The 23385-nt window shown below is 52.8% G+C and carries 21 protein-coding genes; 14 read left to right on the plus strand and 7 right to left on the minus strand.

Going from position 1 to position 23385, the window contains the following annotated elements; translation table 11 throughout:
- Window positions 1-6 precede the first annotated feature (6 nt).
- The 3 genes from VFA_RS15670 to VFA_RS15680 form a co-directional block, all read right to left on the minus strand.
- A complete protein-coding gene (locus tag VFA_RS15670; protein ID WP_004727837.1) occupies window positions 7-1608 on the minus strand; it encodes a carboxyl transferase domain-containing protein in 1602 nt (533 codons plus the stop codon).
- Between the two features lie 19 nt (window positions 1609-1627).
- Window positions 1628-2797, minus strand: coding sequence for an isovaleryl-CoA dehydrogenase (locus VFA_RS15675; protein ID WP_004727838.1), 1170 nt, complete (start codon window positions 2795-2797; stop codon window positions 1628-1630).
- Between the two features lie 67 nt (window positions 2798-2864).
- The gene (locus tag VFA_RS15680; protein WP_004727839.1) at window positions 2865-3233 is read right to left on the minus strand and encodes a MerR family transcriptional regulator; all 369 of its coding nucleotides are present in this window, start codon (window positions 3231-3233) and stop codon (window positions 2865-2867) included.
- Window positions 3234-3512: 279 nt separating this feature from the next.
- Here VFA_RS15680 and VFA_RS15685 point away from each other — a divergent pair, with 279 nt between their 5' ends.
- From VFA_RS15685 to VFA_RS15750, 14 genes are all read left to right on the plus strand, one after another.
- Complete coding sequence (locus VFA_RS15685) at window positions 3513-4733, plus strand: thiolase family protein (protein WP_004727840.1); 1221 nt, start codon at window positions 3513-3515, stop codon at window positions 4731-4733.
- A 178-nt stretch (window positions 4734-4911) separates the two neighbouring features.
- On the plus strand, window positions 4912-6405 hold the full coding sequence (locus VFA_RS15690) for a CoA-acylating methylmalonate-semialdehyde dehydrogenase (protein WP_038152336.1): 1494 nt from the start codon (window positions 4912-4914) through the stop codon (window positions 6403-6405).
- A 43-nt stretch (window positions 6406-6448) separates the two neighbouring features.
- Window positions 6449-7603, plus strand: coding sequence for an acyl-CoA dehydrogenase family protein (locus tag VFA_RS15695; protein ID WP_004727842.1), 1155 nt, complete (start codon window positions 6449-6451; stop codon window positions 7601-7603).
- 50 nt (window positions 7604-7653) lie between these two features.
- Window positions 7654-8478 (plus strand): enoyl-CoA hydratase, encoded by an 825-nt coding sequence (locus VFA_RS15700; protein ID WP_004727843.1) that lies wholly within the window; start codon window positions 7654-7656, stop codon window positions 8476-8478.
- Between the two features lie 65 nt (window positions 8479-8543).
- Complete coding sequence (locus VFA_RS15705; protein ID WP_038151952.1) at window positions 8544-9671, plus strand: enoyl-CoA hydratase/isomerase family protein; 1128 nt, start codon at window positions 8544-8546, stop codon at window positions 9669-9671.
- Window positions 9672-9696: 25 nt separating this feature from the next.
- Complete coding sequence (gene mmsB, locus VFA_RS15710) at window positions 9697-10599, plus strand: 3-hydroxyisobutyrate dehydrogenase (protein WP_004727845.1); 903 nt, start codon at window positions 9697-9699, stop codon at window positions 10597-10599.
- 23 nt (window positions 10600-10622) lie between these two features.
- Window positions 10623-11381 (plus strand): SDR family oxidoreductase, encoded by a 759-nt coding sequence (locus VFA_RS15715; protein WP_004727846.1) that lies wholly within the window; start codon window positions 10623-10625, stop codon window positions 11379-11381.
- 181 nt (window positions 11382-11562) lie between these two features.
- Window positions 11563-13125, plus strand: coding sequence for an acyl CoA:acetate/3-ketoacid CoA transferase (locus VFA_RS15720; protein ID WP_004727847.1), 1563 nt, complete (start codon window positions 11563-11565; stop codon window positions 13123-13125).
- A complete protein-coding gene (locus tag VFA_RS15725) occupies window positions 13118-13855 on the plus strand; it encodes a beta-ketoacyl-ACP reductase (RefSeq protein ID WP_004727848.1) in 738 nt (245 codons plus the stop codon). The genes VFA_RS15720 and VFA_RS15725 overlap by 8 nt, the downstream gene beginning before the upstream one ends.
- Before the next feature lie 335 nt (window positions 13856-14190).
- Window positions 14191-15477 carry a nucleoside permease gene (locus VFA_RS15730; protein WP_038151954.1) on the plus strand — a complete coding sequence of 429 codons (1287 nt, stop codon included), beginning with the start codon at window positions 14191-14193 and terminating at the stop codon, window positions 15475-15477.
- A 66-nt stretch (window positions 15478-15543) separates the two neighbouring features.
- Window positions 15544-16566, plus strand: coding sequence for an ADP-ribosylglycohydrolase family protein (locus VFA_RS15735; protein WP_004727850.1), 1023 nt, complete (start codon window positions 15544-15546; stop codon window positions 16564-16566).
- Window positions 16556-17509, plus strand: coding sequence for a PfkB family carbohydrate kinase (locus tag VFA_RS15740; RefSeq protein WP_038151957.1), 954 nt, complete (start codon window positions 16556-16558; stop codon window positions 17507-17509). The genes VFA_RS15735 and VFA_RS15740 overlap by 11 nt, the downstream gene beginning before the upstream one ends.
- Before the next feature lie 106 nt (window positions 17510-17615).
- The gene (locus VFA_RS15745; RefSeq protein WP_004727852.1) at window positions 17616-18833 is read left to right on the plus strand and encodes an L-lactate MFS transporter; all 1218 of its coding nucleotides are present in this window, start codon (window positions 17616-17618) and stop codon (window positions 18831-18833) included.
- A 107-nt stretch (window positions 18834-18940) separates the two neighbouring features.
- Window positions 18941-19681 (plus strand): GntR family transcriptional regulator, encoded by a 741-nt coding sequence (locus VFA_RS15750; RefSeq protein ID WP_004727853.1) that lies wholly within the window; start codon window positions 18941-18943, stop codon window positions 19679-19681.
- A gap of 94 nt (window positions 19682-19775) precedes the next feature.
- Here the strand turns inward: VFA_RS15750 and VFA_RS15755 are convergent, their stop codons facing one another.
- From VFA_RS15755 to VFA_RS15770, 4 genes are all read right to left on the minus strand, one after another.
- Entirely contained in the window at window positions 19776-20501 is a 726-nt protein-coding gene (locus tag VFA_RS15755; RefSeq protein ID WP_140209457.1) for a hypothetical protein, read from the minus strand.
- Between the two features lie 392 nt (window positions 20502-20893).
- On the minus strand, window positions 20894-21226 hold the full coding sequence (locus VFA_RS15760; protein ID WP_004727855.1) for a PBPRA1643 family SWIM/SEC-C metal-binding motif protein: 333 nt from the start codon (window positions 21224-21226) through the stop codon (window positions 20894-20896).
- Window positions 21227-21435: 209 nt separating this feature from the next.
- On the minus strand, window positions 21436-22821 hold the full coding sequence (locus tag VFA_RS15765; protein WP_004727856.1) for a TRAP transporter large permease: 1386 nt from the start codon (window positions 22819-22821) through the stop codon (window positions 21436-21438).
- Entirely contained in the window at window positions 22808-23350 is a 543-nt protein-coding gene (locus VFA_RS15770) for a TRAP transporter small permease subunit (protein WP_020431653.1), read from the minus strand. The genes VFA_RS15765 and VFA_RS15770 overlap by 14 nt, the downstream gene beginning before the upstream one ends.
- Window positions 23351-23385: the final 35 nt, after the last annotated feature.

The following is a 23385-nucleotide window of genomic DNA, read 5'->3' on the forward strand; positions in this document are numbered from 1 at the left end:
TCCCGCTTACATTCGGAAAATACCAAACTGGCTGTCGGCAATTGGCGCTCGCAACGCGGCATTGAACGCTTGGCCCAGAACATCGCGTGTTTCGAGCGGATCCAAAATCCCGTCGTCCCAAAGCCTCGCGCTGGCGTAGTAGGGGCTGCCTTGCGTGTCGTACAACTCAACAATCGAGTCGCGAAACGCTTTGGCTTCGTCATCCGGCCATGCTTCCTGCTGGCGCGCTTTCACCTCGCGCCGTACCTGCGTCAGTACGCCTGCCGCCTGTTCGCCACCCATCACCGATATTCGTGCGTTGGGCCACATCCACATCATGGTGGGATCGTACGCCCGCCCGCACATGCCGTAGTTTCCAGCACCATAAGAACCACCGATGATCACGGTGAATTTGGGCACATCGGCACACGCCACCGCCATCACCAGCTTGGCGCCGTGCTTGGCGATGCCTTCCGCTTCTACTTTTTTGCCCACCATAAATCCGGTGATGTTTTGCAAAAACAGCAGTGGGATTTTGCGTTTGGCGCACAGCTCGATGAAGTGCGCGCCTTTTTGCGCCGATTCGGAAAACAGAATGCCGTTGTTGGCGACAATACCAATGCGATGGCCATGCAACTGGGCAAAGCCGCACACCAGTGTGCTGCCATACAACGCTTTGAATTCATCAAATTCGGAATCATCCACCAAACGGGCGATGATTTCACGTACGTCAAATGACAACCGGAGATCGGCGTTGACGATGCCGTACATCTCCTGCGCGTCATAACGTGGCGGCAAGTACTCTTTAGACGCGAGCGTCGGTGATTGGTTGGTGCTGGCGATGGCTTGACGAGCCAGCGCCAGTGCGTGCGCATCGTCGTCTGCGTAATAATCGGCCACACCGGACTTTTTGCAGTGCACATCCGCGCCGCCCAGCTCTTCATCGGTCACCACTTCTCCGGTTGCGGCTTTTACCAAAGGTGGGCCTGCGAGAAAGATGGTGCCTTGCTGTTTGACGATAATGGCGACGTCTGCCATGGCCGGAATGTAAGCACCGCCTGCGGTGCACAACCCCATCACCACCGCAATCTGAGGAATGCCTTGCGCCGACATGCGCGCCTGATTGTAGAAAATGCGCCCGAAATGGTCGTGGTCGGGAAACACGTCCGCCTGATGCGGCAGGTTCGCCCCGCCGGAGTCGACCAGATAGACGCAAGGCAATTGGCAGTGCTGCGCAATCTGCTGCGCGCGCAGATGTTTTTTGACCGTTAACGGATAATAGGTGCCGCCTTTGACGGCGGGATCGTTGGCAATCACCATGCACTCGATGCCGTGAATTTTGCCAATGCCTGCGACTACGCCAGCGCACGGCACCGATTCTTCATACACTTGCCAGGCTGCAAACTGACCGACTTCAAGAAAGAACGAATCGTCGTCAAGTAGGCGCTGCACCCGTTCGCGTACGGGCAGCTTGCCTTTTTGCCGCTGGCGTTCAATCGCCTTTTCTCCGGCGCCCAGTTGGAGTGCCTGACGATGCGTGTGCAGTTGCTTCACCAGTTCACTCATGTGGGTGACGTTGGCCTGAAACAGGTCTGATTCAGGTTTTGCTTTCGTTTTTATCACAGCCATTGCGTCTCCGTTACACGCCTTAGCGCGACTCTTCAAACAGTTCACGACCAATCAGAATGCGGCGGATCTCCGAGGTGCCCGCGCCAATTTCATACAGTTTGGCATCGCGCAGCAGGCGTCCGGCCGGAAACTCATTGATATAGCCGTTGCCGCCGAGTAGTTGAATCGCATCCAGCGCCATTTGGGTGGCCAGTTCTGCGGCGTAAAGAATGACGCCCGCGGAATCTTTGCGCGTCACTTCGCCGCGGTCACAGGCATTGGCGACCGCGTAAACATAGGCACGCGCAGCATTCAGGCGAGTGTACATATCAGCGACTTTGGCCTGTACCAGCTGGAATTCGCCAATCGCGTGACCAAACTGTTTGCGGTCGTGCACATACGGCAGCACCAGATCAAGGCAAGCCTGCATAATGCCCAGCGGCCCAGCGGCCAGAACCACGCGTTCGTAATCCAGCCCGCTCATCAGCACTTCGATGCCTTGGTTAAGTTCGCCCAGGATGTTCTCAGTCGGCACGTGACAGTTTTCAAACACCAGTTCACAGGTGTTGGAGCCGCGCATGCCGAGTTTGTCGAGCTTCTGCGCCGAGTAAAAACCGGGGAAATCGCGTTCGACGATAAAGGCGGTAATGCCGCGCGATTTGGCATTGGGATCGGTCTTGGCGTAGACGATGACCACCTGCGCATCCGGGCCGTTGGTGATCCACATTTTGCTGCCGTTGAGCACAAAGTGATCGCCTTGACGCTCGGCTTTGAGCTGCATGCTGACCACATCCGAGCCTGCATTGGGTTCACTCATCGCCAGCGCGCCTACCCATGAGCCATCCAGCAGTTTGGGCAGGTATGTTTCGCGCTGCTTGGCGTTGCCGTTACGAAACAGTTGATTGACGCACAGGTTGGAATGGGCGCCATAGCTGAGGCCGACGGACGCCGACGCGCGGCTGATCTCCTCCATCGCCAGTACATGAGCGAGGTAGCCCATTTCTGCGCCGCCGCAGGCTTCATCGACCGTCACGCCGAGCAGCCCCATGTCGCCAAACAGGGGCCAAAGATGGACAGGAAATTGATTATCGTGGTCGATTTGCGCCGCAAGTGGGGCGATGTGTTCGCTGGCAAACGCATGAACCTGCTCTTTGAGCAAATCCAGTGTTTCACCGAGTCCGAAATTAAGCGACGGGTACTGGCTGTTCATAACACCTCCTTAAGCTTGCATTCAGGCAGTGGAATGCAAGCGGATGAGAACGATGAAACGGCTCAGGTTATTGGGCTTTCAGCGCCAGCTCGCATCGTTGGCGGGCTGCTTCCAGTTCTCCCATCACCACACCGATGTCATCAAGCTGGCGCTGAAGCACCGCTTTCTTTTCATCGATAATGTTGAGCATTTTCATCAACTGTGTCTCGCCTTGATGAGCATCGTAAAGCTCAAACAATTCGCGAATCTCGGCCAGAGAAAACCCAAGGCGTTTACCGCGCATAATCAGCTTAAGGCGAATCTTGTCTCTGCGGTGATAGATTCGCACCGTGCCTTTGCGCTCTGGCTCGATTAATCCCATGTCTTCGTAAAAACGAATGCTTCTTGTCGTAATGTCGAACTCTTTTGCGAGTTCACTGATTTTAAAAGTTTCCACCGGATGATGTCCTCCAACTGCTCATTGTGGTTGAGGATCGTTTGTGCTGTTCAAAATCGGTTACAGAGGCCGATGAGAAAATCTGATTGTTGTTATTTTGTTTCTTTACGTTTACGTAAATGTTAGTGCTATGCTTACGTAAACGTCAAGAAACCGCAGGGCGAAAAATCGCCGGGTTGAAATGACCAAACGGCGCCTGTGCACCGTTTGTCGCCGTATTCAGCAGTACCTGACTTTGCGCCAATCTGTGGTCATCACTTTCGTCAACGAGGACGGGGTATGGAAAAAGCCATCTGGATTGTATCTGCCAAACGAACGCCACAAGGACGTTTTCAGGGCGCATTGAAAGAGTACACCGCGCCGCAACTGGGCGGAGCGGCCATTCAAGCGGCATTGAACGACACATCGGCCCCCATTGAGCAAGTCGATGAAGTGCTCATGGGTTGCGTTCTGCCTGCCGGCTGCGGCCAAGCGCCTGCAAGGCAAGCGGCGCTGAATGCGGGCCTGCCGCTCTCGGTGGGGGCAACCACGGTAAATAAAGTGTGTGGCTCTGGCATGAAAGCTGTGATGCTGGCGCATGACCTTATTAAAGCGGGCAGCGCGCAATGCATTATTGCGGGCGGGATGGAGAGCATGACCAATGCGCCGTACCTGCTGAGCAACGCTCGCAGTGGCATGCGGATGGGCCACCAAACTACCTTTGATCACCTATTTCTCGATGGATTGCAGGATGCCTACGACGGGCACCTGATGGGCGTATTTGCCCAGCAGATCGCCGACAAACTTGAGTTCAGTCGCGAAGCGATGGACGAATGGGCAGCGTTGTCTGCGCAACGTGCCTGGGAAGCGCAAGAGCAGCAACTCTTTGTCGCTGAAATGACGCCGCTGACGTTTGGTAAACAGGCCGAATTGCTCGATTACGACGAACATCCGCGCGCCATCAAGCTCGACAAAATCCCACAGCTTAAACCCGCCTTTGCCGAAGATGGTAGTGTCACGGCGGCCAACTCCAGCGCCATCGCCGATGGTGCTGCTGCCTTGATGTTGATGGATGAAGACTCTGCGCGTTCGCAAGGTTTGGAGCCTTTAGCCGTGATTCGCGGCCACGCTACGCACGCCAGATTGCCAGCAGAATTTACCCTGGCGCCGGTGTACGCCATCGAACAACTGCTGTCGCAGCTTGACTGGACGGTGGATGAAATCGATCTGTGGGAGATTAACGAAGCGTTTGCGGTGGTCACCCAAATCGCTGTGCAGCAGCTCGGGCTGGATGTCGACAAAGTGAATGTCAAAGGCGGTGCCTGTGCGCTGGGTCACCCGATCGGGGCCAGTGGCGCACGCATACTGGTCACGCTGATCCACAGCCTGCGTCAGTTGCAGGCGCTGGGTGTCAACGGCGATAAATCGCAGCAGAAAGTGATGCGCGGCGTGGCATCGCTCTGTATCGGCGGCGGTGAAGCCACGGCCATCGCGATTGAAATTCCGCTGCCGGAAGCCTGAAGTCAATCGCCTGAAATAACAGCTTGAAACTAACAACCTGAAATTAAAAGCCTGAAACTAACAGCGTTTGTGAAATACGCGAGAGCCGCACGGACAACGACAACAGACAGTGCACAACTCGCGTGCGGCACTCACCATTGCACACAACATTGAACCCATGATCGACAAGGACAACGTTATGCTAAACCCGGTTCCTTTATTCATTGATGGCGAATTTCGTCAGTCGGCCACCAAAGCGTGGGTTGACGTCACCAATCCGGCGACCAATGACGTCATCGCCTCGCTGCCCTGCGCAACGGATCTCGAAATGAGCGAAGCCATCACCAGTGCGCTGATTGCTTTTCAGAGCTGGAAACAGGTTGCGGTGCCAGAGCGCGCGCGTCTGATGCTGCGCTACCAACATCTGTTGAAAGAACATCATGATGAGCTGGCGCAAACGCTGTCGCAGGAAACCGGTAAAACACTGGCGGATGCGAAAGGTGATATCTGGCGCGGCATCGAAGTGGTGGAGCAGGCGGGTAACATCGCCAGTAATATGATGGGGGAGATGGTTGAAAACGTCGCCAGCGACATCGACACCTACTCTATGATTCAGCCGCTGGGGGTGTGCTGCGGCATTACGCCATTTAACTTCCCCGCCATGATCCCGTTGTGGATGTTCCCGCTGGCGATTGCTGCCGGTAACACTTTCATATTGAAACCGTCCGAACAGGTGCCGCTGACGTCCGTTCGCCTCGCGCAGCTGTTTGAACAAGCGGGCGCGCCGAAAGGCGTGTTGCAGATTGTTCACGGGCGCAAAGAACAGGTCGATTTTCTGCTCGAACACCCTGAAATCAAAGCCATCTCTTTTGTCGGTTCGGTGAAAGTGGCGCAATACATTTATCAGCAAGGGACGCAGCATTTTAAGCGCGTGCAGGCATTTGCCGGGGCGAAAAACCACATGGTGGTGATGCCGGATGCCAATAAAGAGCAAGTGATCAACAACTTGGTGGGGGCTTCGGTAGGCGCGGCGGGTCAGCGCTGCATGGCGATCTCGGTGGCGGTGCTGGTGGATGGCGCGAAGAAATGGCTGCCGGAACTGAAAGCTGCGATGGCGAAAATGCATCCGGGTCGCTGGGACGACAGCAATGCAGCGTACGGGCCGCTCATCAGCCCACAAGCCAAAGAGCGGGTACAACGCCTGATCCAACAAGGGATCGACGAAGGCGCCGTGTGCGAGCTTGATGGACGCCAATGCGAAGTCGACGGACTGCCCAACGGCAACTGGGTTGGGCCGACGCTGTTTAGTGGTGTCAGTACCGACATGAGCATTTACCGCGAAGAAATTTTTGGCCCGGTGTTGGTGTGTCTGGAAGCCGATTCTCTGGAAGAAGCCATCGACATCATCAACAGCAATCCGTATGGCAACGGCACCTCAATTTTCACCGCCAGCGGCGCAGCGGCGCGTAAGTTTCAGCATGAGATTCAGGTGGGTCAGGTTGGGATCAACGTGCCCATTCCAGTGCCGCTGCCGTTCTTCTCGTTTACCGGCTGGCGCGGCAGCTTCTACGGCGATTTGCATGCTTACGGCAAGCAGGCGGTGCGCTTTTACACCGAAACCAAAACCGTCACGGCGCGCTGGTTTGACGATGATATTCCCAGTGGTCCGAACCTGACGATTCATCTGCGCTAATCCGCAGGTTTAGTTTTCACGACACGACGATTCGGAGCTCATTATGGATTTTGAATTCAACGAAGATCAACGTGCGTTTGCTGATACCGCTCGCCAGTTTGCCAGTGAACGGCTGGCACCGATGGCGGCCACGTGGGACGAAGAACACATCTTTCCGAAGGATGTGCTGCGTGAAGCGGGCGAGCTGGGTTTTCTCTCGCTCTACACGCCGGAAGACGAGGGCGGGCTTGGTCTCAGCCGCCTTGATGCCTCACTGATTTTTGAGCAACTGGCGATGGGGTGTACCTCCACCACCGCGTTTATGACCATTCATAACATGGTGACGTGGATGGTCGCGAGCTTTGCAACGGCGGAAGCCAAAGCGCAGTTTTGCCCCAAACTGGTCACCGGCGAATGGCTCGGCTCCTACTGTTTGACCGAACCCAATGCCGGCTCCGATGCCGCTTCGCTCACCACGTCAGCGACCAAAGTCAGCGATGGTTATCTGCTGAGCGGCAGCAAAACCTTTATTTCCGGCGCTGGTGATACCGACGTGCTGGTGGTGATGGCACGCACCGGCGAGGCTGGACCGAAAGGCATCTCCGCTTTTGTGGTGCCCGCCCAAGCGGATGGCATTACCTACGGGCGCAAAGAGCCAAAAATGGGCTGGAACAGTCAGCCGACCCGTTCGGTCACCTTCGATAAAGTGCACGTGCCAGCCAGTGCTTTGCTGGGCGAAGAGGGTCAAGGGTTTACCTTTGCGATGAAAGGGCTGGATGGCGGGCGAATCAACATCGCCACCTGCTCGGTCGGTACGGCGCAACAGGCGCTCAATCAGGCCACGCAATACCTGCAAGAGCGCAAACAGTTCGGTCAATCGCTGGCGCAGTTTCAGGGATTGCAATTCAAGTTGGCGGACATGGCGACCGAACTGGTCGCGGCGCGTCAATTGGTGCGTTACGCCGCCAGCAAACTGGATCGCGGCGATCCGCAAGCGACGGCTTACTGCGCGATGGCGAAACGCTTTGCTACCGATGTCGGTTTTCAGGTGTGTGATGCCGCGCTGCAACTGTATGGCGGCTATGGTTACATCAAAGAGTATCCGCTGGAGCGCCATTTCCGCGATGTGCGGGTGCACCAGATCCTCGAAGGCACCAATGAAATCATGCGCCTGATTGTGGCGCGTCGGTTGTTGTCTGACGGGGGGGCGCTGCTGTAAGCCAGCGGCCCAACATGTAAGTCAGCACAAAAAAAAATCAAGGAGTGGTTATGATGTCCAACAGTTACTCACCACAACACCCGGCCACGGATGGTGAATCCCATGCGCTGATCGGTTTTCATCTGCATCATCATGTGGCCGTGGTCACCATGAACAATCCGCCCGCCAACACCTGGACGGCGCAAAGTTTAGAACAGCTTAAAACGCTGGTGCAGTCGCTCAATCTCAACAAAGCCGTGTACGCCTTGGTGCTGACGGGCGCAGGCGAGAAGTTCTTCTCGGCCGGGGCGGATCTCAAACTGTTTGCCGATGGCGACAAAGCGCGTGCGCTCAAAATGGCGCGCGTGTTTGGTGAAGCGTTTGAAGCGTTGTCGGAATTTCGCGGCGTTTCGATTGCGGCGATCAACGGCTACGCGATGGGCGGTGGTTTGGAAGCAGCGCTGGCGTGCGACATTCGCATTGCCGAAGAGCAAGCGGTAATGGCGCTGCCGGAAGCCAAAGTCGGCCTGCTGCCGTGCGCGGGCGGCACACAAAATCTCACCGCGCTGGTGGGTGAAGGCTGGGCCAAACGGGTGATATTGTGCGGCGAGCAACTGACTGCTGCCAAAGCGCACGAGATTGGTTTAGTGGAAGAGGTGGTCGCCCACGGCGAAGCGCTTAATCGCGCAATTGCGATGGCGGAATCGGTCGCGCAGCAATCGCCCTCATCGGTGGCGGCGTGCAAAAAACTGATTCAGCAAACCCGCTTTGCGCCGCGTCAGCACGGGCTGATCAAAGAGCGTGAATACTTTCTCGATCTGTTCGATACCGAGGATCAGACCGAAGGCGTGCAGGCCTTTTTGCAAAAACGTGCGCCGCAATGGAAAAACCAGTAAGCGGTATGCAGTCAGTCATAAGGCAGAACGTTCGCCACACAAGTTGCAAATTATCAGGAGGCAATATGACGGACCGGGTCAGTTTTCAGGAGCTTTGGTGCCGGGACCAAACACATAAAATTGGGATTGCGACTTTGGACAATCCGGCGTCGCTCAATGCGCTCAGCTACAACATGCTGGCGCTGCTGTTTGACCAGCTCAAACAGTGGCAGGACGACGAACAGCTGATGTGTGTCATTCTCGAAGGCGGCGGCGAAAAAGCGTTTTGCGCTGGCGGCGATGTACGCACCATGCACAACGTCATGCGTGACAAATGCAAAGCCGAAGTGCAGGCGTTTTGCACCGAATACTTCTCACTTGAATATGAGTGCGACCACCTGATTCACACCTACAGCAAGCCGATCATCGCCTGGGGCGACGGCATTGTGATGGGCGGTGGCATGGGCCTGTTTATGGGGTGCAGCCACAAAGTGGTCACGCCGCGTACGCGCATGGCGATGCCGGAAATCAGCATCGGACTCTATCCCGATGTGGGCGGCACCTGGTTTTTGAACCGCTTACCCAAAGGCGTCGGACTGTTTCTAGGCCTGACGGGCGCGAATATCAATGCCACCGATGCGATTGATATTCGCATGGCCGATTACCTGCTGCTGCACGAACACCATTCGGCGATGCTGGAACGCTTGCAAGCGCAGCGTTGGGAAGGCAACGGTTTTACCGTGGTAGGCAATGTCTTGAGCGAACTGGCGCTGATGGTGGATGACGCCGAACCAGACAGCCAATTGCTGCCGTATCTGGCCAACATTCAGTCGGCTTGCCGCGCCGATACCCTCGCTGATATCTGCGACAACATTCTTGGCATTCGTGGCGACGATAAATGGATCGCCAGTGCGCGAAACAACCTCGCCGCGGGCAGCCCGATTTCGGCGCACATCACCTATCGCCAACTCACCGAGTGCAGCCAGTTAACGCTGGCTGAGTGTTTTCGTTTGGAGCTGACACTGTCGGTTCGCAGCGCCTTACTGGGCGAATTTCAGGAAGGGGTGCGCGCGCGCTTGATTGATAAAGATGGCGCGCCGACCTGGCGTTATGGCTCGGTGGCCGAAGTGGATACCACCGTGATTGATGAACTCTTTACCTCATTGTGGAACGACGCTGCGCATCCGCTGGCATCGCTGGGACAAGCCCACTAACCACACCATTTCAAGGAGACAGAACATGAGCACCATCGCGTTTATAGGACTGGGTAACATGGGCGGCCCAATGGCTGAGAATCTGCTCAAGGCTGGATTGTCGGTGCGGGTGTTTGACCTCAACACTCAGGCGGCCAAAAAACTGGAACCGCTGGGTGGCGTGGTTGCCGAGTCTCTGCCCGTAGCGGTGGAAGGCGCCGACACCGTGATCACCATGTTGCCCGCGGGCGCGCATGTTCGCGCGGTTTACTTGGGCGATCACAGCGGCGGTGTGGGGCTGCTCAATATGATCGAAAGCGGCACCTTTCTCATCGACTGCTCAACGATTGATCCGGAATCTGCGCGGCTGGTGGCGGCTGAAGCCGAGAAAAAAGGCTTCGAGTTTGTCGATTCTCCGGTTTCCGGCGGCGTGGCGGGCGCAAAGGCGGGCACATTAACCTTTATCGTCGGTGGCACCGATTCGGCGTTTAAAAAAGCGCACGATGTGCTCAAACACATGGGCAAAAACATCTTCCATGCGGGCAATGCTGGTGACGGCCAAATGGCCAAGATCTGCAACAACCTGATGCTCGGCATTCTGATGTCCGGTACGTGTGAAGCGCTCAATCTTGGTATGGATAACGGCCTCGACCCCACGGTGCTGTCGAACATCATGCTGCAAAGTTCCGGGCGTAACTGGGCGCTGGAGCTCTACAATCCGTGCCCGGGCGTGATGGAAAACGCGCCTGCCAGCAACCAGTATCAACCGGGCTTTATGAGCAAACTGATGCAAAAAGACCTCGGGCTGGGCATTGATGCCGCGCTGAAAAGCCAATCCTCGATTCCGATGGGCTCGCTGGCGCGCAATCTGTACGCCTTTCACAACGCAAACGGCAACGAAGAACTCGATTTCTCCAGCCTGTTTGAGTTCTATCGCTCACGGGGCTAAGCCGCTGGCAGGGAGAAAAAAACATGAATCTCAGAGAGAGTGTGATTGTGATTACCGGTGCCGGACAAGGGCTGGGGCAGATGATGGCGGTGACGCTGGCGCAAGCCGGAGCTGATTTAGCATTGCTGGATATGAACGAGCAGGGGCTGCTCGATACCCAGAAGCAGTGCCACATGCTGAGCGCCAAAGCCATTTATTACGTCATGGATGTGACCAACGAGGCGCAGGTGGTGAAAACCTTCGAAGACATCGTCATCGATTTTGGTCATGTTGATGGACTGATCAACAACGCGGGCATTTTGCGCGATGGTTTGCTGGTGAAAGTCAAAGATGGCCAGATAAGCAAAATGTCCCTTGAGCAGTTTGATACCGTGATGAATGTCAACGTGACCGGCACCTTCCTGTGCGGACGCGAAGCGGCCGTGAAGATGATCGAAACCAAACGCAAAGGGGTGATCATCAACATCTCCAGCGTCGCGCGCGCAGGCAATATCGGCCAAACCAACTATTCGGCATCCAAAGCGGCGGTAGCAACGATGGCCACCAGTTGGGCGCGAGAGCTGGCACGTTATGGTATTCGTGCGGCGGCGATTGCGCCGGGGATTGTACACACCGCGATGGCCGATCAAATGAAACCGGAAGCGATTGAACGGCTGAAACAGATGGTGCCCGTCGGGCGCATGGGTGAACCGGGTGAAATCGCGCATGCGGCAAAATACATTCTGGAAAACGACTACTTTACTGGCCGAGTGCTGGAAATCGACGGCGGAATGCGCATGTAACGCGGCGTGTTTACCGCAATTCAGCAAGCCCGATTTATGCGGGCTTTTTTGTGCCTGCGCTTCGCTGCGGTGGTACTCGCTTGAATTATTTCATATCTGCAATTCAGACTTGCCAATACTGTAATTAACATCCTGTTAACGCTTGGCTATTCTCAAAGGGCTAACAACAAGGAAGGTGAATGTGGTCAAGACGTTAACCGCTGCGCAGGCAGCAGAATGGATCGCCGACGGCGATGCCGTCATGCTTGGCGGCTTTATTGGCAGCGTGGTTCCCGAAGCGATTGAACGCGCAATTGGCGAACGCTTTGAGCGCAGTGGCAAGCCGCAGGATCTCACCCTGTTGTTTGCCGCCGGGCAGGGCGATGGTAAAAGCCGCGCGGTGAATCATCTTGCGCAAGAAGGGTTGGTCCGCCGCGTGATTGGCGGCCACTGGGGCTTGGTGCCCAAGCTGCAAGCGTTGGCAGTCAACAACCAGATCGAGGGTTACAACCTGCCACAAGGGGTGATTTCCCATTTGCTGCGCGACACCGCCGCCGGAAAACCGGGCACGCTGAGCAAAGTCGGCCTAGGCACGTTTGTTGACCCGCGCATCGAAGGCGGACGAATCAACAGTCGCACGCAAACCGATTGGGTCGAAGTAGTCGATTTTCGCGGCGAAGAGTTTCTGTTTTATCGCCGCCTGCCAGTGAACGTGGCGATTTTGCGCGGCACCACCGCCGACCAAAACGGCAACATCACCATGGAAGATGAGTGTTTGATCGTCGAAAGTTTAGCGGCCGCGCAGGCGGCGAAGAACCAAGGCGGCAAAGTGATCGTGCAGGTGAAACGTGTGGTGGAAGCAGGCATGCTCGACCCGCACGCGGTCAAAATTCCGGGGATTTTTGTTGATGCGGTGGTGGTGTGTGACAACCCCGCCGATCACATGCAAACCTTCGCCACGCAGATGAATCCGGCGTTTGTCGGACGCCCGGGAGGCGAGGCGGTGAAACCGCAAGCGGTGGATGAGGCGCTGGACGCCAAAACCATTATCGCCCGCCGCGCTGCGATGGAACTGCGCTCGGGCGCGATTCTCAATCTCGGCATCGGCGCACCGGAGTACGTCGCGGCAGTGGCGCGCGAAGCAGGCATTTTGGATCAATTTACACTGACGGTCGAACCGGGCGCGGTCGGCGGCGAGCCAGCGGCTGGGCTTGATTTTGGCGCGTCGCGCTATCCGCAGGCGATTATCAGCCAGGATCAGATGTTCGACTTCTACGATGGCGGCGGCATCGATCAAGCGTTTCTGGGCTTAGCGCAGTGCGATCGCCTCGGCGATATCAACGTGTCGCGCTTTGGTTCGCGCATCGCAGGGTGCGGCGGCTTTATCAATATCACCCAGAACGCCAAGGAGGTGTTTTTCTGCGGCACCTTTGCCGCGCAAGGACTGCAAACCGAAGTGGTGAACGGCGAACTGCGCATCGTGGCAGAAGGCCAGCAAGTCAAATTCCTTCCCGCTGTTGAGCAGATCACATTCAGCGCAGCGCAGGCGCGTAAAATGAACAAACCCGTGTTGTATATTACCGAGCGCGCGGTCTTCACCCTGACCGAACGTGGCTTAACGCTGACGGAAATTGCACCGGGGGTGGATCTCAAGCGCGATGTGCTCGCGCAGATGGGCTTTGAACCTTATATCAGCCCAGGGTTGAAACTGATGGATGAGCAGATTTTTAAGCCTCAATTTACGTTAAGGATTGATCATGAATAATCAGCAAAAAGTGGCGGTCGTCACCGGCGCCGCGCGCGGAATTGGTCGCGCGATCAGTGAGCAGCTACTTGAAGATGGCTTCAAGGTTGTCGGGCTCGACATTTCACCGGTTGAATGGGCTAGCCTTGAGCAGACCCGCAACGAACGGGTCAGCAGTTATCAGGTGAACTTGTGTGATGCCCAAGCCGTGGCGCAAACCGTCGCCTGTATCGCCGAACAACATCAACGGGTGGATGTGTTGGTGAACAACGCTGGCATCACACGGGATGCAATGCTGACTGACATGCTCGAAAGTGACTGGAACAGTGTGCTGGATGTGAATCTCAAAGCCGTTTTTCTGTTAACCCAGAAGATCGCACCGCTGATGTTGGCGCAGGGCAGTGGCAGCATTGTGAATATCTCATCTATCGTCGGCACCGACGGCAATATCGGCCAAAGCAACTACGGCGCCAGTAAAGGCGGCGTGATTGCAATGAGCAAAGGCTGGGCCAAAGAACTGGCCCGCAAAGGCGCGCAAATTCGCGTGAACTGCGTCGCGCCGGGCTTTATCGAAACCGATATGACCAAAGACCTACCCGAAAAAGTGATTGGTTATATGACCTCAAAAACACCGCTCGGGCGTATGGGCTCCGTGCAAGATATAGCCGACGGCGTGTCGTTCCTCGCCTCAGACAAAAGTCGTTTTATCACCGGACAGGTGCTGAAAATCGATGGTGGGTTGGTGTTGTAGCAGTCTGTGAGCATTGGCAAGTGGAGACAAAAATCGGCGTCCTATGTGGGCGCCGTTTTTTTCTTAAAAACAATGCTTTATCTATTCACTGACCGTGCTGATTCACTGATGGTATTGACTCACTTATCTTGATTGAATTCGGCGATTTTTCCTTCTGAACTTCCGAAGTTTATTGATTGTTCTCTCGCATGGTTCTATTCATCAACAATATTTAAAAGGTCCAGATACGTTCGTCTGAGTGACACGTCGATCACAAAAACAACCATTTGGTATTGTATTGGTATTATATGTTTTAGTACCATCATTTTGTACCCTACAGTACCTAAGGATAAAAAATGAAAACGACTAATATCAAACTATCTTCGATGATGTTCATTGAATGGTTTATCTGGGGCGCGTGGTTCGTCCCGTTATGGCAAATACTCAGTACAAACGGATTTACCCCAACTGAGATCGCTTGGTCATATGCTTGTACGGCGATCGCTGCGATTTTATCGCCCATCCTCGTCGGCTCGATTACGGACCGATTTTTCCCTGCACAGAAAGTACTCTCTGTCATGTTGCTGGCTGGCGCAGTACTCATGTATTTGGCCGCACAACAAACCGAATTCGCCACGTTTTTCCCACTTTTGCTTGGTTATTCCCTAACGTACATGCCGACAATTGCATTAACCAATAGTATTGCTTTTTCAAACGTTGACGATGTGGAAGGCGATTTTCCTCGCATTCGTGTGATGGGGACTATCGGCTGGATTGCATCCGGCGTGGCCGTTGGTTTTCTGCCATCGTGGTTAGGTTATGGTGACATTTCTTCAAGCAATATTCCGCTGCTTATTACGGCACTGAGCTCGGCAGTATTGGGGGTATTTGCTCTCACGTTGCCAAATACTCCGCCGAAAAGCACCGGTAAGTTAGATCTGAAAGTGATGCTGGGCTTAGATGCGATGGTGCTGTTAAAAGACAAAAATTTCTTAGCCTTCTTTGTGTGTTCATTCATGTTTAGTATGCCGCTTGCTTTCTATTACATCTTTGCAAATGGCTTCTTAACTGAAGTTGGCATGAGTAATGCGACAGGTTGGATGACGCTAGGTCAGTTCTCAGAAATCTTCTTTATGCTTGCATTACCTTTCTTTATTAAACGGTTTGGTATTAAAAAGGTATTGCTTCTTGGTCTTGCCACTGCGGCGATCCGTTATGGATTCTTTGTCTACGGCAGTGCGGACACATGGTACTTATACTCGTTGTTATTCTTGGGCATTTTGCTACACGGTGTGAGTTATGACTTTTACTTTGTTACCGCATACATCTATGTCGACAAGAAAGCGCCAGCGCACATGCGTACAGCCGCTCAAGGCCTGATCACGCTGGGCTGTCAAGGGATTGGTAGCTTGCTGGGGTATCGCCTTGGTGGTGTGTTGATGGAAAAGATGTTTGCGTATGAAACACCACAGAATGGCCTGACCTTTGACTGGGGCGGCATGTGGGGATTCGGTGGCATCATGATTGCGATTATTCTCGCTATTTTTATGTACTTCTTCCGTGAGCCGAATGGAGATATCAAGCCGATTAAAATGAGTGGTCAGCCTGACTCCGACGCCACGCAACAGAAAGCACAAGCTTAATTTTAGCCCTGCCCAAGTGTTTGTTTCGGTTGGGCAGGATATTTAACTCCTATTTTGGTAAGTAAGATGACGATTTCAAAACTTGAAAGAATATTAGGCACTTTTTATGGTCAAGCGTTGGGTGATTCAATGGGAATGCCGTCGGAATTGTGGCCACGTAGTCGAGTAAAACAACATTTTGGTTGGATTGATCGTTTCCTCGATGGACCTCAAGAAAATAATGCTGCCTGTTACTTCACGGCTTGCCAGTTTACCGATGACACATCAATGGCGCTTGCGCTTGCTGACGCAATTATTGAATGCGATGGACAGATTGTTCCAGAAGTGATTGCACGCAACGTGTTAACTTGGGCAGAAGGTTTCGATGCGTTTAACAAAAATATTTTTGGGCCCAGTTCAAAAGCGGCGATGCGGGCGATCAAAGAGGGCATCGCAATCAGTGAGTTGGAAAATAATGGCGTGACCAATGGCGCGGCAATGCGCGTATCACCGATGGGCTGTCTGTTGCCGACCAATTGCTTGGATGATTTCATTGAACAGGTGGCTTTGGCATCCAGCCCAACGCACAAATCTGACGTTGCGATTGCTGGCGCAGTGGTCGTTGCCTGGGCCGTGTCGAAAGCCATTGAAGGTCACTCTTGGTCTGAGATTAAAGATCAGTTACCTGCGATAGCGCATGCGACTCAAACCAAGAACATTACAACGTTCAGTGCGTCAATGGCGTCACGTGTTGAACTGGCGTTAATGGTGGCAAGTGAACATTGTGGTGTAGAAGAGCGCATGGATAAAATCTACAACCTCATTGGCGCTGGCGTGAGTACGATTGAATCAGTACCCGCTGCGATCGCGATGGTGGAGTTGGCTGACACCGATCCAAACCGTTGTGCTGTTTTGTGTGCCAACCTCGGTGGTGATACCGACACGATTGGTGCCATGGCAACAGCCATTTGCGGTGCTTTAAATGGCATCAATGCGATCAACGCAAAGTTGAAGCAGCAATTGGATAATAAAAACCAATTGGACTTTGATGAATATGCGCGCAAATTCCTTGCTCTGCGGGAGGAAAAGGAGCAGACCTATGCCTCATAACGCTCTCATCGAATTAATTCCAACGCTTCGTAATCGACGCCAACTGTGTTTAATTGGCGCGGCAGTGGTGGATATTGTGACAGAGACCCCATGTTTGCCTCAACGAGGCGGCGATCTAGAAATGCAAGAAAAGGGGATACACGTTGGCGGATGTGCGCTTAATATCGCTATTAGTATCAAGCGATTAGGTCTTGAATCGGTCAACGCTTTACCTTTGGGCAACGGCAAATGGGCTGAGCTGATTCGTCATGCGATGAACGAAAAAGGTCTGCAAAGCAGTTTATCGGATCCAAGTGGTGACAATGGTTGGTGCTTGGCGTTGGTTGAACCGGACGGTGAAAGAACGTTCCTGTCTGTTAGTGGTGTCGAGAACCATTGGACGCAAGAGACATTGAATCAGCTATCGATCCATGACGATGCGATTATTTATCTCTCGGGTTATCAACTGGCGTCAACGTGTGGTGTTGAAATCGTCAATTGGCTAGAGCATTTACCGAAAACAACCCAATTGTTTATCGATTTTGGGCCACGCATCGTCACGATGGAAGCCAGTTTGCTGGAGCGTCTATTTGCGATGAAGCCCATTATTTCACTTAATCGTCAAGAAGCTGAATTTCTGGGTATGCAAGACAGTCAGAGCTTTGTTGAACAGTGGTACTCGCGTTATGCCTGTCCTTTGGTGCTGCGTATGGACAGTGATGGCGCGCTGTTCAACAACGGCGAGTCACTGGGCATGGTGGCTCCGTTTGCGGCAGAAGTGGTTGATACCATTGGAGCCGGCGACACGCACGCCGGTGGCGTCCTCGCGGGACTCAGCTCTGGATGGGATCTGGCGGATGCCGTGTTGCTTGGTAACGCCGTCGCCTCGTACGTTGTTAGCCACGAAGGTGGAGATTGCGCGCCGAATGTGACTCAGATTTCTGATTACCTTCGCCGCTACTAAGTCCGCCACATCCAACATGAGGCTTAACGCATGTTTAAGCCTCATTCATTTCTCTTTCATCGAATCTCGCGTTGCGACTTAGCAGCGGTGCCTTGAAGTAAACAACATGAATCATAAAGCGATAAGAATTCTCGCCGCAGGCTGCGGGATCAATCTCTGTATTGGTGTACTGTATACGTGGAGTGTGTTTAAAAATGCTCTCATTGATTTAGGGTGGAGCCATACTCAAGCATCATTGCCATATACCATCACCATCATTTCCTTATCACTTGCATTGCTGTTGGCGGGACGCATACAAGACCAATTTGGCCCGCAAAAAGTACTTATTCTTGGTACGGTCATGTCCGGTGTGGGTATGGTGTTATCGAGCTTGTCTGTTGGCCCGCTGAACTTATGTTTGAGTTTTGGTGTGCTTACCGGAAGCGGCATTGGTTTTGCCTACGCGTGCTTAAATCCAACGGCAATGAAGTGGTTTCATACCTCACGAAAGGGGATGGTTAATGGTGCATTGGCGACGGCCTTTGGTTTGGCTGCGCTCTACCTCGCTCCGTTGACCAGTATCTTGATTCTCCGGTTTGGTCTTCAGGAGACGCTACAGATACTCGGTATCGGCTTGTTATTGATGACATTCCCGTTGGCGTGCGTTTTTACCAATCCTCCCGAGGGTTATACTCCGATGGTACCCGCGACAGCGGAGCAAAAAATTGAGGGGACAACACTCAGCAATGAAGTCTCGTGGCAAGGTATGCTCTCTACGCGGCCTTTCTATTTGCTTTGGCTGGCCTATGCCTTTGGTGCTTCTGCGGGTTTGATGATCATTGCAAACATCACCTCAATTGCGGCAGAACAAGCGAGCATTATGGACGGCGCATACTTGGTTGTAGCGTTAGCGGTTTTCAATTCCGGCGGGCGTTTAGCAACCGGTGTTCTGAGTGACAAGATCGGTGCGCTGAAAACGCTGGGTTTGGCCATGTTGTTGCAAACTGTGAATATGTTACTGTTTTCTCAATTTGATACATCACTGACCTTGATGATTGGCGCTGGCCTTGCCGGGATTGGATACGGTACGCTGCTTGCGGTTTTTCCCTCGGTTGTCGCCGACCTCTATGGACTGAAAAACTTCGGAACGAATTACGGTATTTTATATACCGCTTGGGGAGTGGGGGGATTCATTGGGCCTTTATTAGCAGGGTGGTCCATCGATACATTTGGCCGTTACGATCTTGCTTATTTACTTTGTGCCGCCTTGGTTTTTATTGCCGCGATATTGCTTTTCATGGCGAAGACACAATCCACATCGAGTGACCCTGTCCTATCGACGTAAATGACTTTTCTCGCTGAAGTTTCGCGGCTTCAGCTTTTCCCCTTGGCCTCTATATCCAATTTCAATATCGGGTATAATGCAAAAAAAGCTGATACAACAAGAACCTTATGACAATCTACCAGCCCCTCATCGAACTCATACAAGCTCGTATTGAGCAGAATGACAAATCACCGTTATATGTGAAGATTTCAGAATCGGTTAAAACAGCGACGGAACTGAAAATCTTAAAAGGCGGCGATTTTATCCCAACAGAACGTGAGTTCAGTGAGTTATTAGGGGTGTCTCGAATTACAATTCGAAAAGCGTTAGATGTTCTTGATAAAGACAGCGTCATTGTTCGCTCACGTGGTTTAGGGACCATGATTAGCGACACCGTTGAATACTCTGGCCAAGCGGCGGCGGGCTTCTCTCAGCAAGTGGTTTTGAAAGGAAAAAAACCAGATACCCTTTGGATCAAGAAAGACACAGTTCCATGCTCTGCTGACATTGCCGCCACGTTAAATTTAAAAGAAGGGGAGACAGTCTTTCTTCTCAAACGCGTGCGTTATATCGACGAGCAAGCCGTGTCGATCGAAGAATCTTATGTGCCATCAGATCTGATTCATGATCCAGATAAAATTCAATTGTCGCTGTATGACTATTTCCGCAGTCAAAACATCACACCGTCAAAAACAAAAAGCCGAGTTTCCGCTAAAATGCCAACAGAAGAGTCGCTAGAGAAGCTAAATATCGACTCTCATACCCCCGTCTTATTAATTGAACAAACTGCGTTTGATCATTCAGGTCGTCCGATCGAATACAGTATCAACCACTGTCGTGGTGACCTGTACGTCTTTACAAGTGAGTAACTGCACTGATCATATTAGGTCTCTCACGAACAAAAGGGGCGTAATGCCCCTGAACTCAGTTCAACGTTGACTGGCCGAATATCCGACCGTTCCCTTACAACAGATCTTTTGTGGCTTGCTCTGATACAGCTTTGACGCACATGGACAATCCCTCAATCGATTTTGGAAAGTTGTCCATGATGGTCTCGAAGGTATTAAATCGGTAGCTCTCTGCACAAGGAACGAAGACGGCACCTTTCGTGAGCGCTTTGTATCCCGCCGTGTATGACTTTTGTGATAACACCTGTTTGGTTTTTGCATCGAGCAAACGCACATTCACAAATAACCATGGTTCGTATGGCGCATCAATCACGCCATCGGCAATGTAACCGACGGGGCCAAACCAAACACTGAGGAGTGTTTGTTGGTCTGAATTGATGTGTGAGTAATCGTCGTTACCATTGTTGAGCTTTGCGAAGTCATCTTCTTTATACGTAACTTGAATGCCGCCTTGGTTGAGGTATTTTTCAAGCGCTGCGACCAGTTCATCCGTGAGATGCACGGCGTTCTCGTTGTAGGCATTCACAAAGGTTTCCGTTCGATCAGACTCGCTGACACCAGCAATTGCTCCTCCAATCGCACCACCCAAGCCCGAAAGGCCTGAGAGGTTTTTCACCATAAAATACTGCGATTCCGATACTCTCAATAATTCAGCCGTTTCTATCTTCCCCGCCAGAGATTTATCCAATGAAATGTTGGGGGCAGAGGCACAGCCAGTTAATGAAACACAGGTAGCCAAGAGAAGAGTATTGATAGATTTCATAAAGTTAATTCCAAACAAACATAACGTATTTGTCTGATTTAACAGGATAAGTGTCTCGCAAAAGGTGAAATCTATCACGATGTATATAAATTTATGATTAAAACTCTGATTGAATTAAATAATGCAAATGAAATGGCTGAATTAAATTGATAATTGAGTATTTTATAAATTCATTTAACGTCTGGCGTTCGAATAAAAAGATGGGCAGAGTCGCGTCAAACTCAATCTTATTGAAAAATTAGGGTGTATTTTTGAGCGTACTGCCAAGCAGATGTCTCTGAAGTAGAACTGCACAAAGTTGACGATGTTGGGGGGAGAGATTCTTTTTACATGGACGCACAACAGAATCGCTAGACGTTAGTTAACAAAAAAGCCGTCAAAAGACGGCTTTTGATGTCATTGTCGAGGGCTTAAGCACAGCACTTTTTGTACTTTTTGCCACTGCCGCAAATGCATGGTTCGTTGCGGTTTGGTGTTTTGTCAAAGGTAATGGTTTTAGGCTTGTTTAATACCGTATCAAGTTCAACCGTGTTCTCTGGTTGGTTTGCGTCGATGGTAATATTGACCACTAAAGCGTGCTCAGAAAGCAATGCTTCGATCTCGGCTTTACGAGCTTCGGTGTGCACAACAACGTTGATTGGAGCTTCTTCCGTGCCGGCTTTTACATCACGTTTGACGTTGTAGCCTGAAATGACGTGGTTTTGCCTCGCATCGATTCGACCTTTGAAAAATAGTTTGGACATTTGAAACTCACTGATGATGGGTGTGGTGTAATTGGGCGGCGATTATACGGAACTATGGCAATTGATAAAGCAGTTCCTACGATGGGCATCGGATTCTGGCATCACAACATGTTAAAAGGGACTGTCAACGCATGGCGTTTCCAGTCCCTTTTCTGTTTTGGTGAATAGGGTTTGGTGAATGAATGTCGTGTTAATGCACGGCCTGACTCTTACCCATACGCCACGCTGGGTACCCACAAGACGAGTTGTGGCCAGATCACCAAACACACCAGCGCCAGCAACTGAATCACGATAAACGGGACGACGCCGCGGTAAATCTCTTTGAGCGTAATGCCTTCCGGGCAGACGCCTTTCAGATAGAACAGCGCAAAGCCGACAGGTGGGGTGAGGAAGCTGGTTTGCAGCGCCATCGCCACCAACATCACAAACCATACCAGACTCGGGTTATCCACCACGCCATGACCATCCAATTCAAACCCTAGGCTGGCTACAACTGGTGCGAGCAGCGGCAGAGCGATCAACGTGATTTCAATCCAGTCGAGGAAGAAGCCGAGGAAGAACACGATCATCAGAATAAACGCGATCACGCCGTAAGGGCCGAACGGCAATCCGGTGAGGAAGGATTCGATCAGCTCGTCACCGCCGAGTTCGCGCAGCACCAAAGCAAAGCACGACGCGCCAAGGAAAATCATAAAGATGTAGGCGGTGGTGCCATACGAGGTCAGGACGACTTCTTTGAGCACCTTGAGGTTGAGTTTGCGGTTGTACGCGGCCAGCAACGTCGCGCCCAAAGCACCAATGCCGGAGGCTTCGGTGGGCGTGGCAATGCCCGCGAAGATAGAGCCTAACACCACCACAATCAGAATCACGGTTGGCGTGATGTCTTTAAACACCTGCAAGATCAGGCGCCAGTCGACGGGTTGCACGTCTTCCGGAATCGGCGCACGGGCTGGCGAAAGCTTACCGACCACCAGAATATAGGCGATGTAGAGCGCGCCAAGCAGCAGCCCCGGCAGAAGTGCGCCCATAAACAGGTCGCCGACCGAAAGCCCAAGCTGATCAGCCATGATCACCAGCATGATGGATGGCGGCAGCAGAATGCCGAGCGTTCCGGCGGACGCGACCGTGCCAAGCGCGAGTGGCATGTGATAGCCCTGACGCATCATGGTCGGCAGCGACATCACGGTCAGCAGCACGACCGATGCGCCGATAATGCCCGTCGAGGCCGCGAGAATAATCCCGATCGCCATCACCGTCACCGCCAGGCCGCCGTGCACTTTACCGAACAGTTGCTGCATGGAGGCCATTAGCTTTTCGGCGATACCGGACTTATCGAGCATATTGCCCATAAAGATAAACATCGGCAGCGCGACCAGAATCCAGTTATCCATGATTTTGTAGATGCGGTTCACCACCAGACCAATGCTGGTGTAATCAAGCCCGGTAAAGGTGTCGAGATACAAATCCGCGTAGTAGCCAATCGCCCCAAACACAATGCCAATGCCGCCGAGTACGTACGCCACCGGAATACCGGTAAACAGCAGCAGGATGAAGGAGCCAAACATGGCAATCACAATCCATTCATTCGGTTCCATGCGGCGCTCCTTTAATCAGGGTATCGAAGTTTCTCAGCACGCCCGCCAGCATTGCCATCAGCAGCAGCGAGAAACTGAGGGGTATCACGCTTTTGATCAGCCAGCGATAAGGCAGGCCGGAGGGTGACGAGGAGCTTTCGTTCATTCGCCACGACTCATAAGCGAAATCGTACGAGTGCAGGATCACCACCACCACAAACGGCATCGCCAGAAACAGGGTGCCGAGAATGTCGATGATGGCTTTTTTTCGGGTGCTGAACTTGTGGTAGAACAGGTCGACCCGAACATGCAGATTGGTGATTTGCGCATACGCCGTACCAAACATCACGGCGGTTGCGTAAAGGTGCCACTGTAACTCTTCCAGCGTGACTTGACCGTTGGAGAAGACTTTGCGCAACACGACCTGAAGGATGATGATGCCAACCAACAGCAGGTTGGCCCAAGCAAAGACTTTGCTCACGGACGAAACGCCACGTTCAATATGCAGGTAGAGAGGCACAGCAGGCGTAGATGCGAGAACCTTGCTCATTCGTGCTTCCTTAGAAAAAGGGCCGGCCCGAGAGC

The sequence above is a fragment of the Vibrio furnissii CIP 102972 genome, assembly GCF_000176175.1.
GTDB classification, from domain to species: domain Bacteria; phylum Pseudomonadota; class Gammaproteobacteria; order Enterobacterales; family Vibrionaceae; genus Vibrio; species Vibrio furnissii.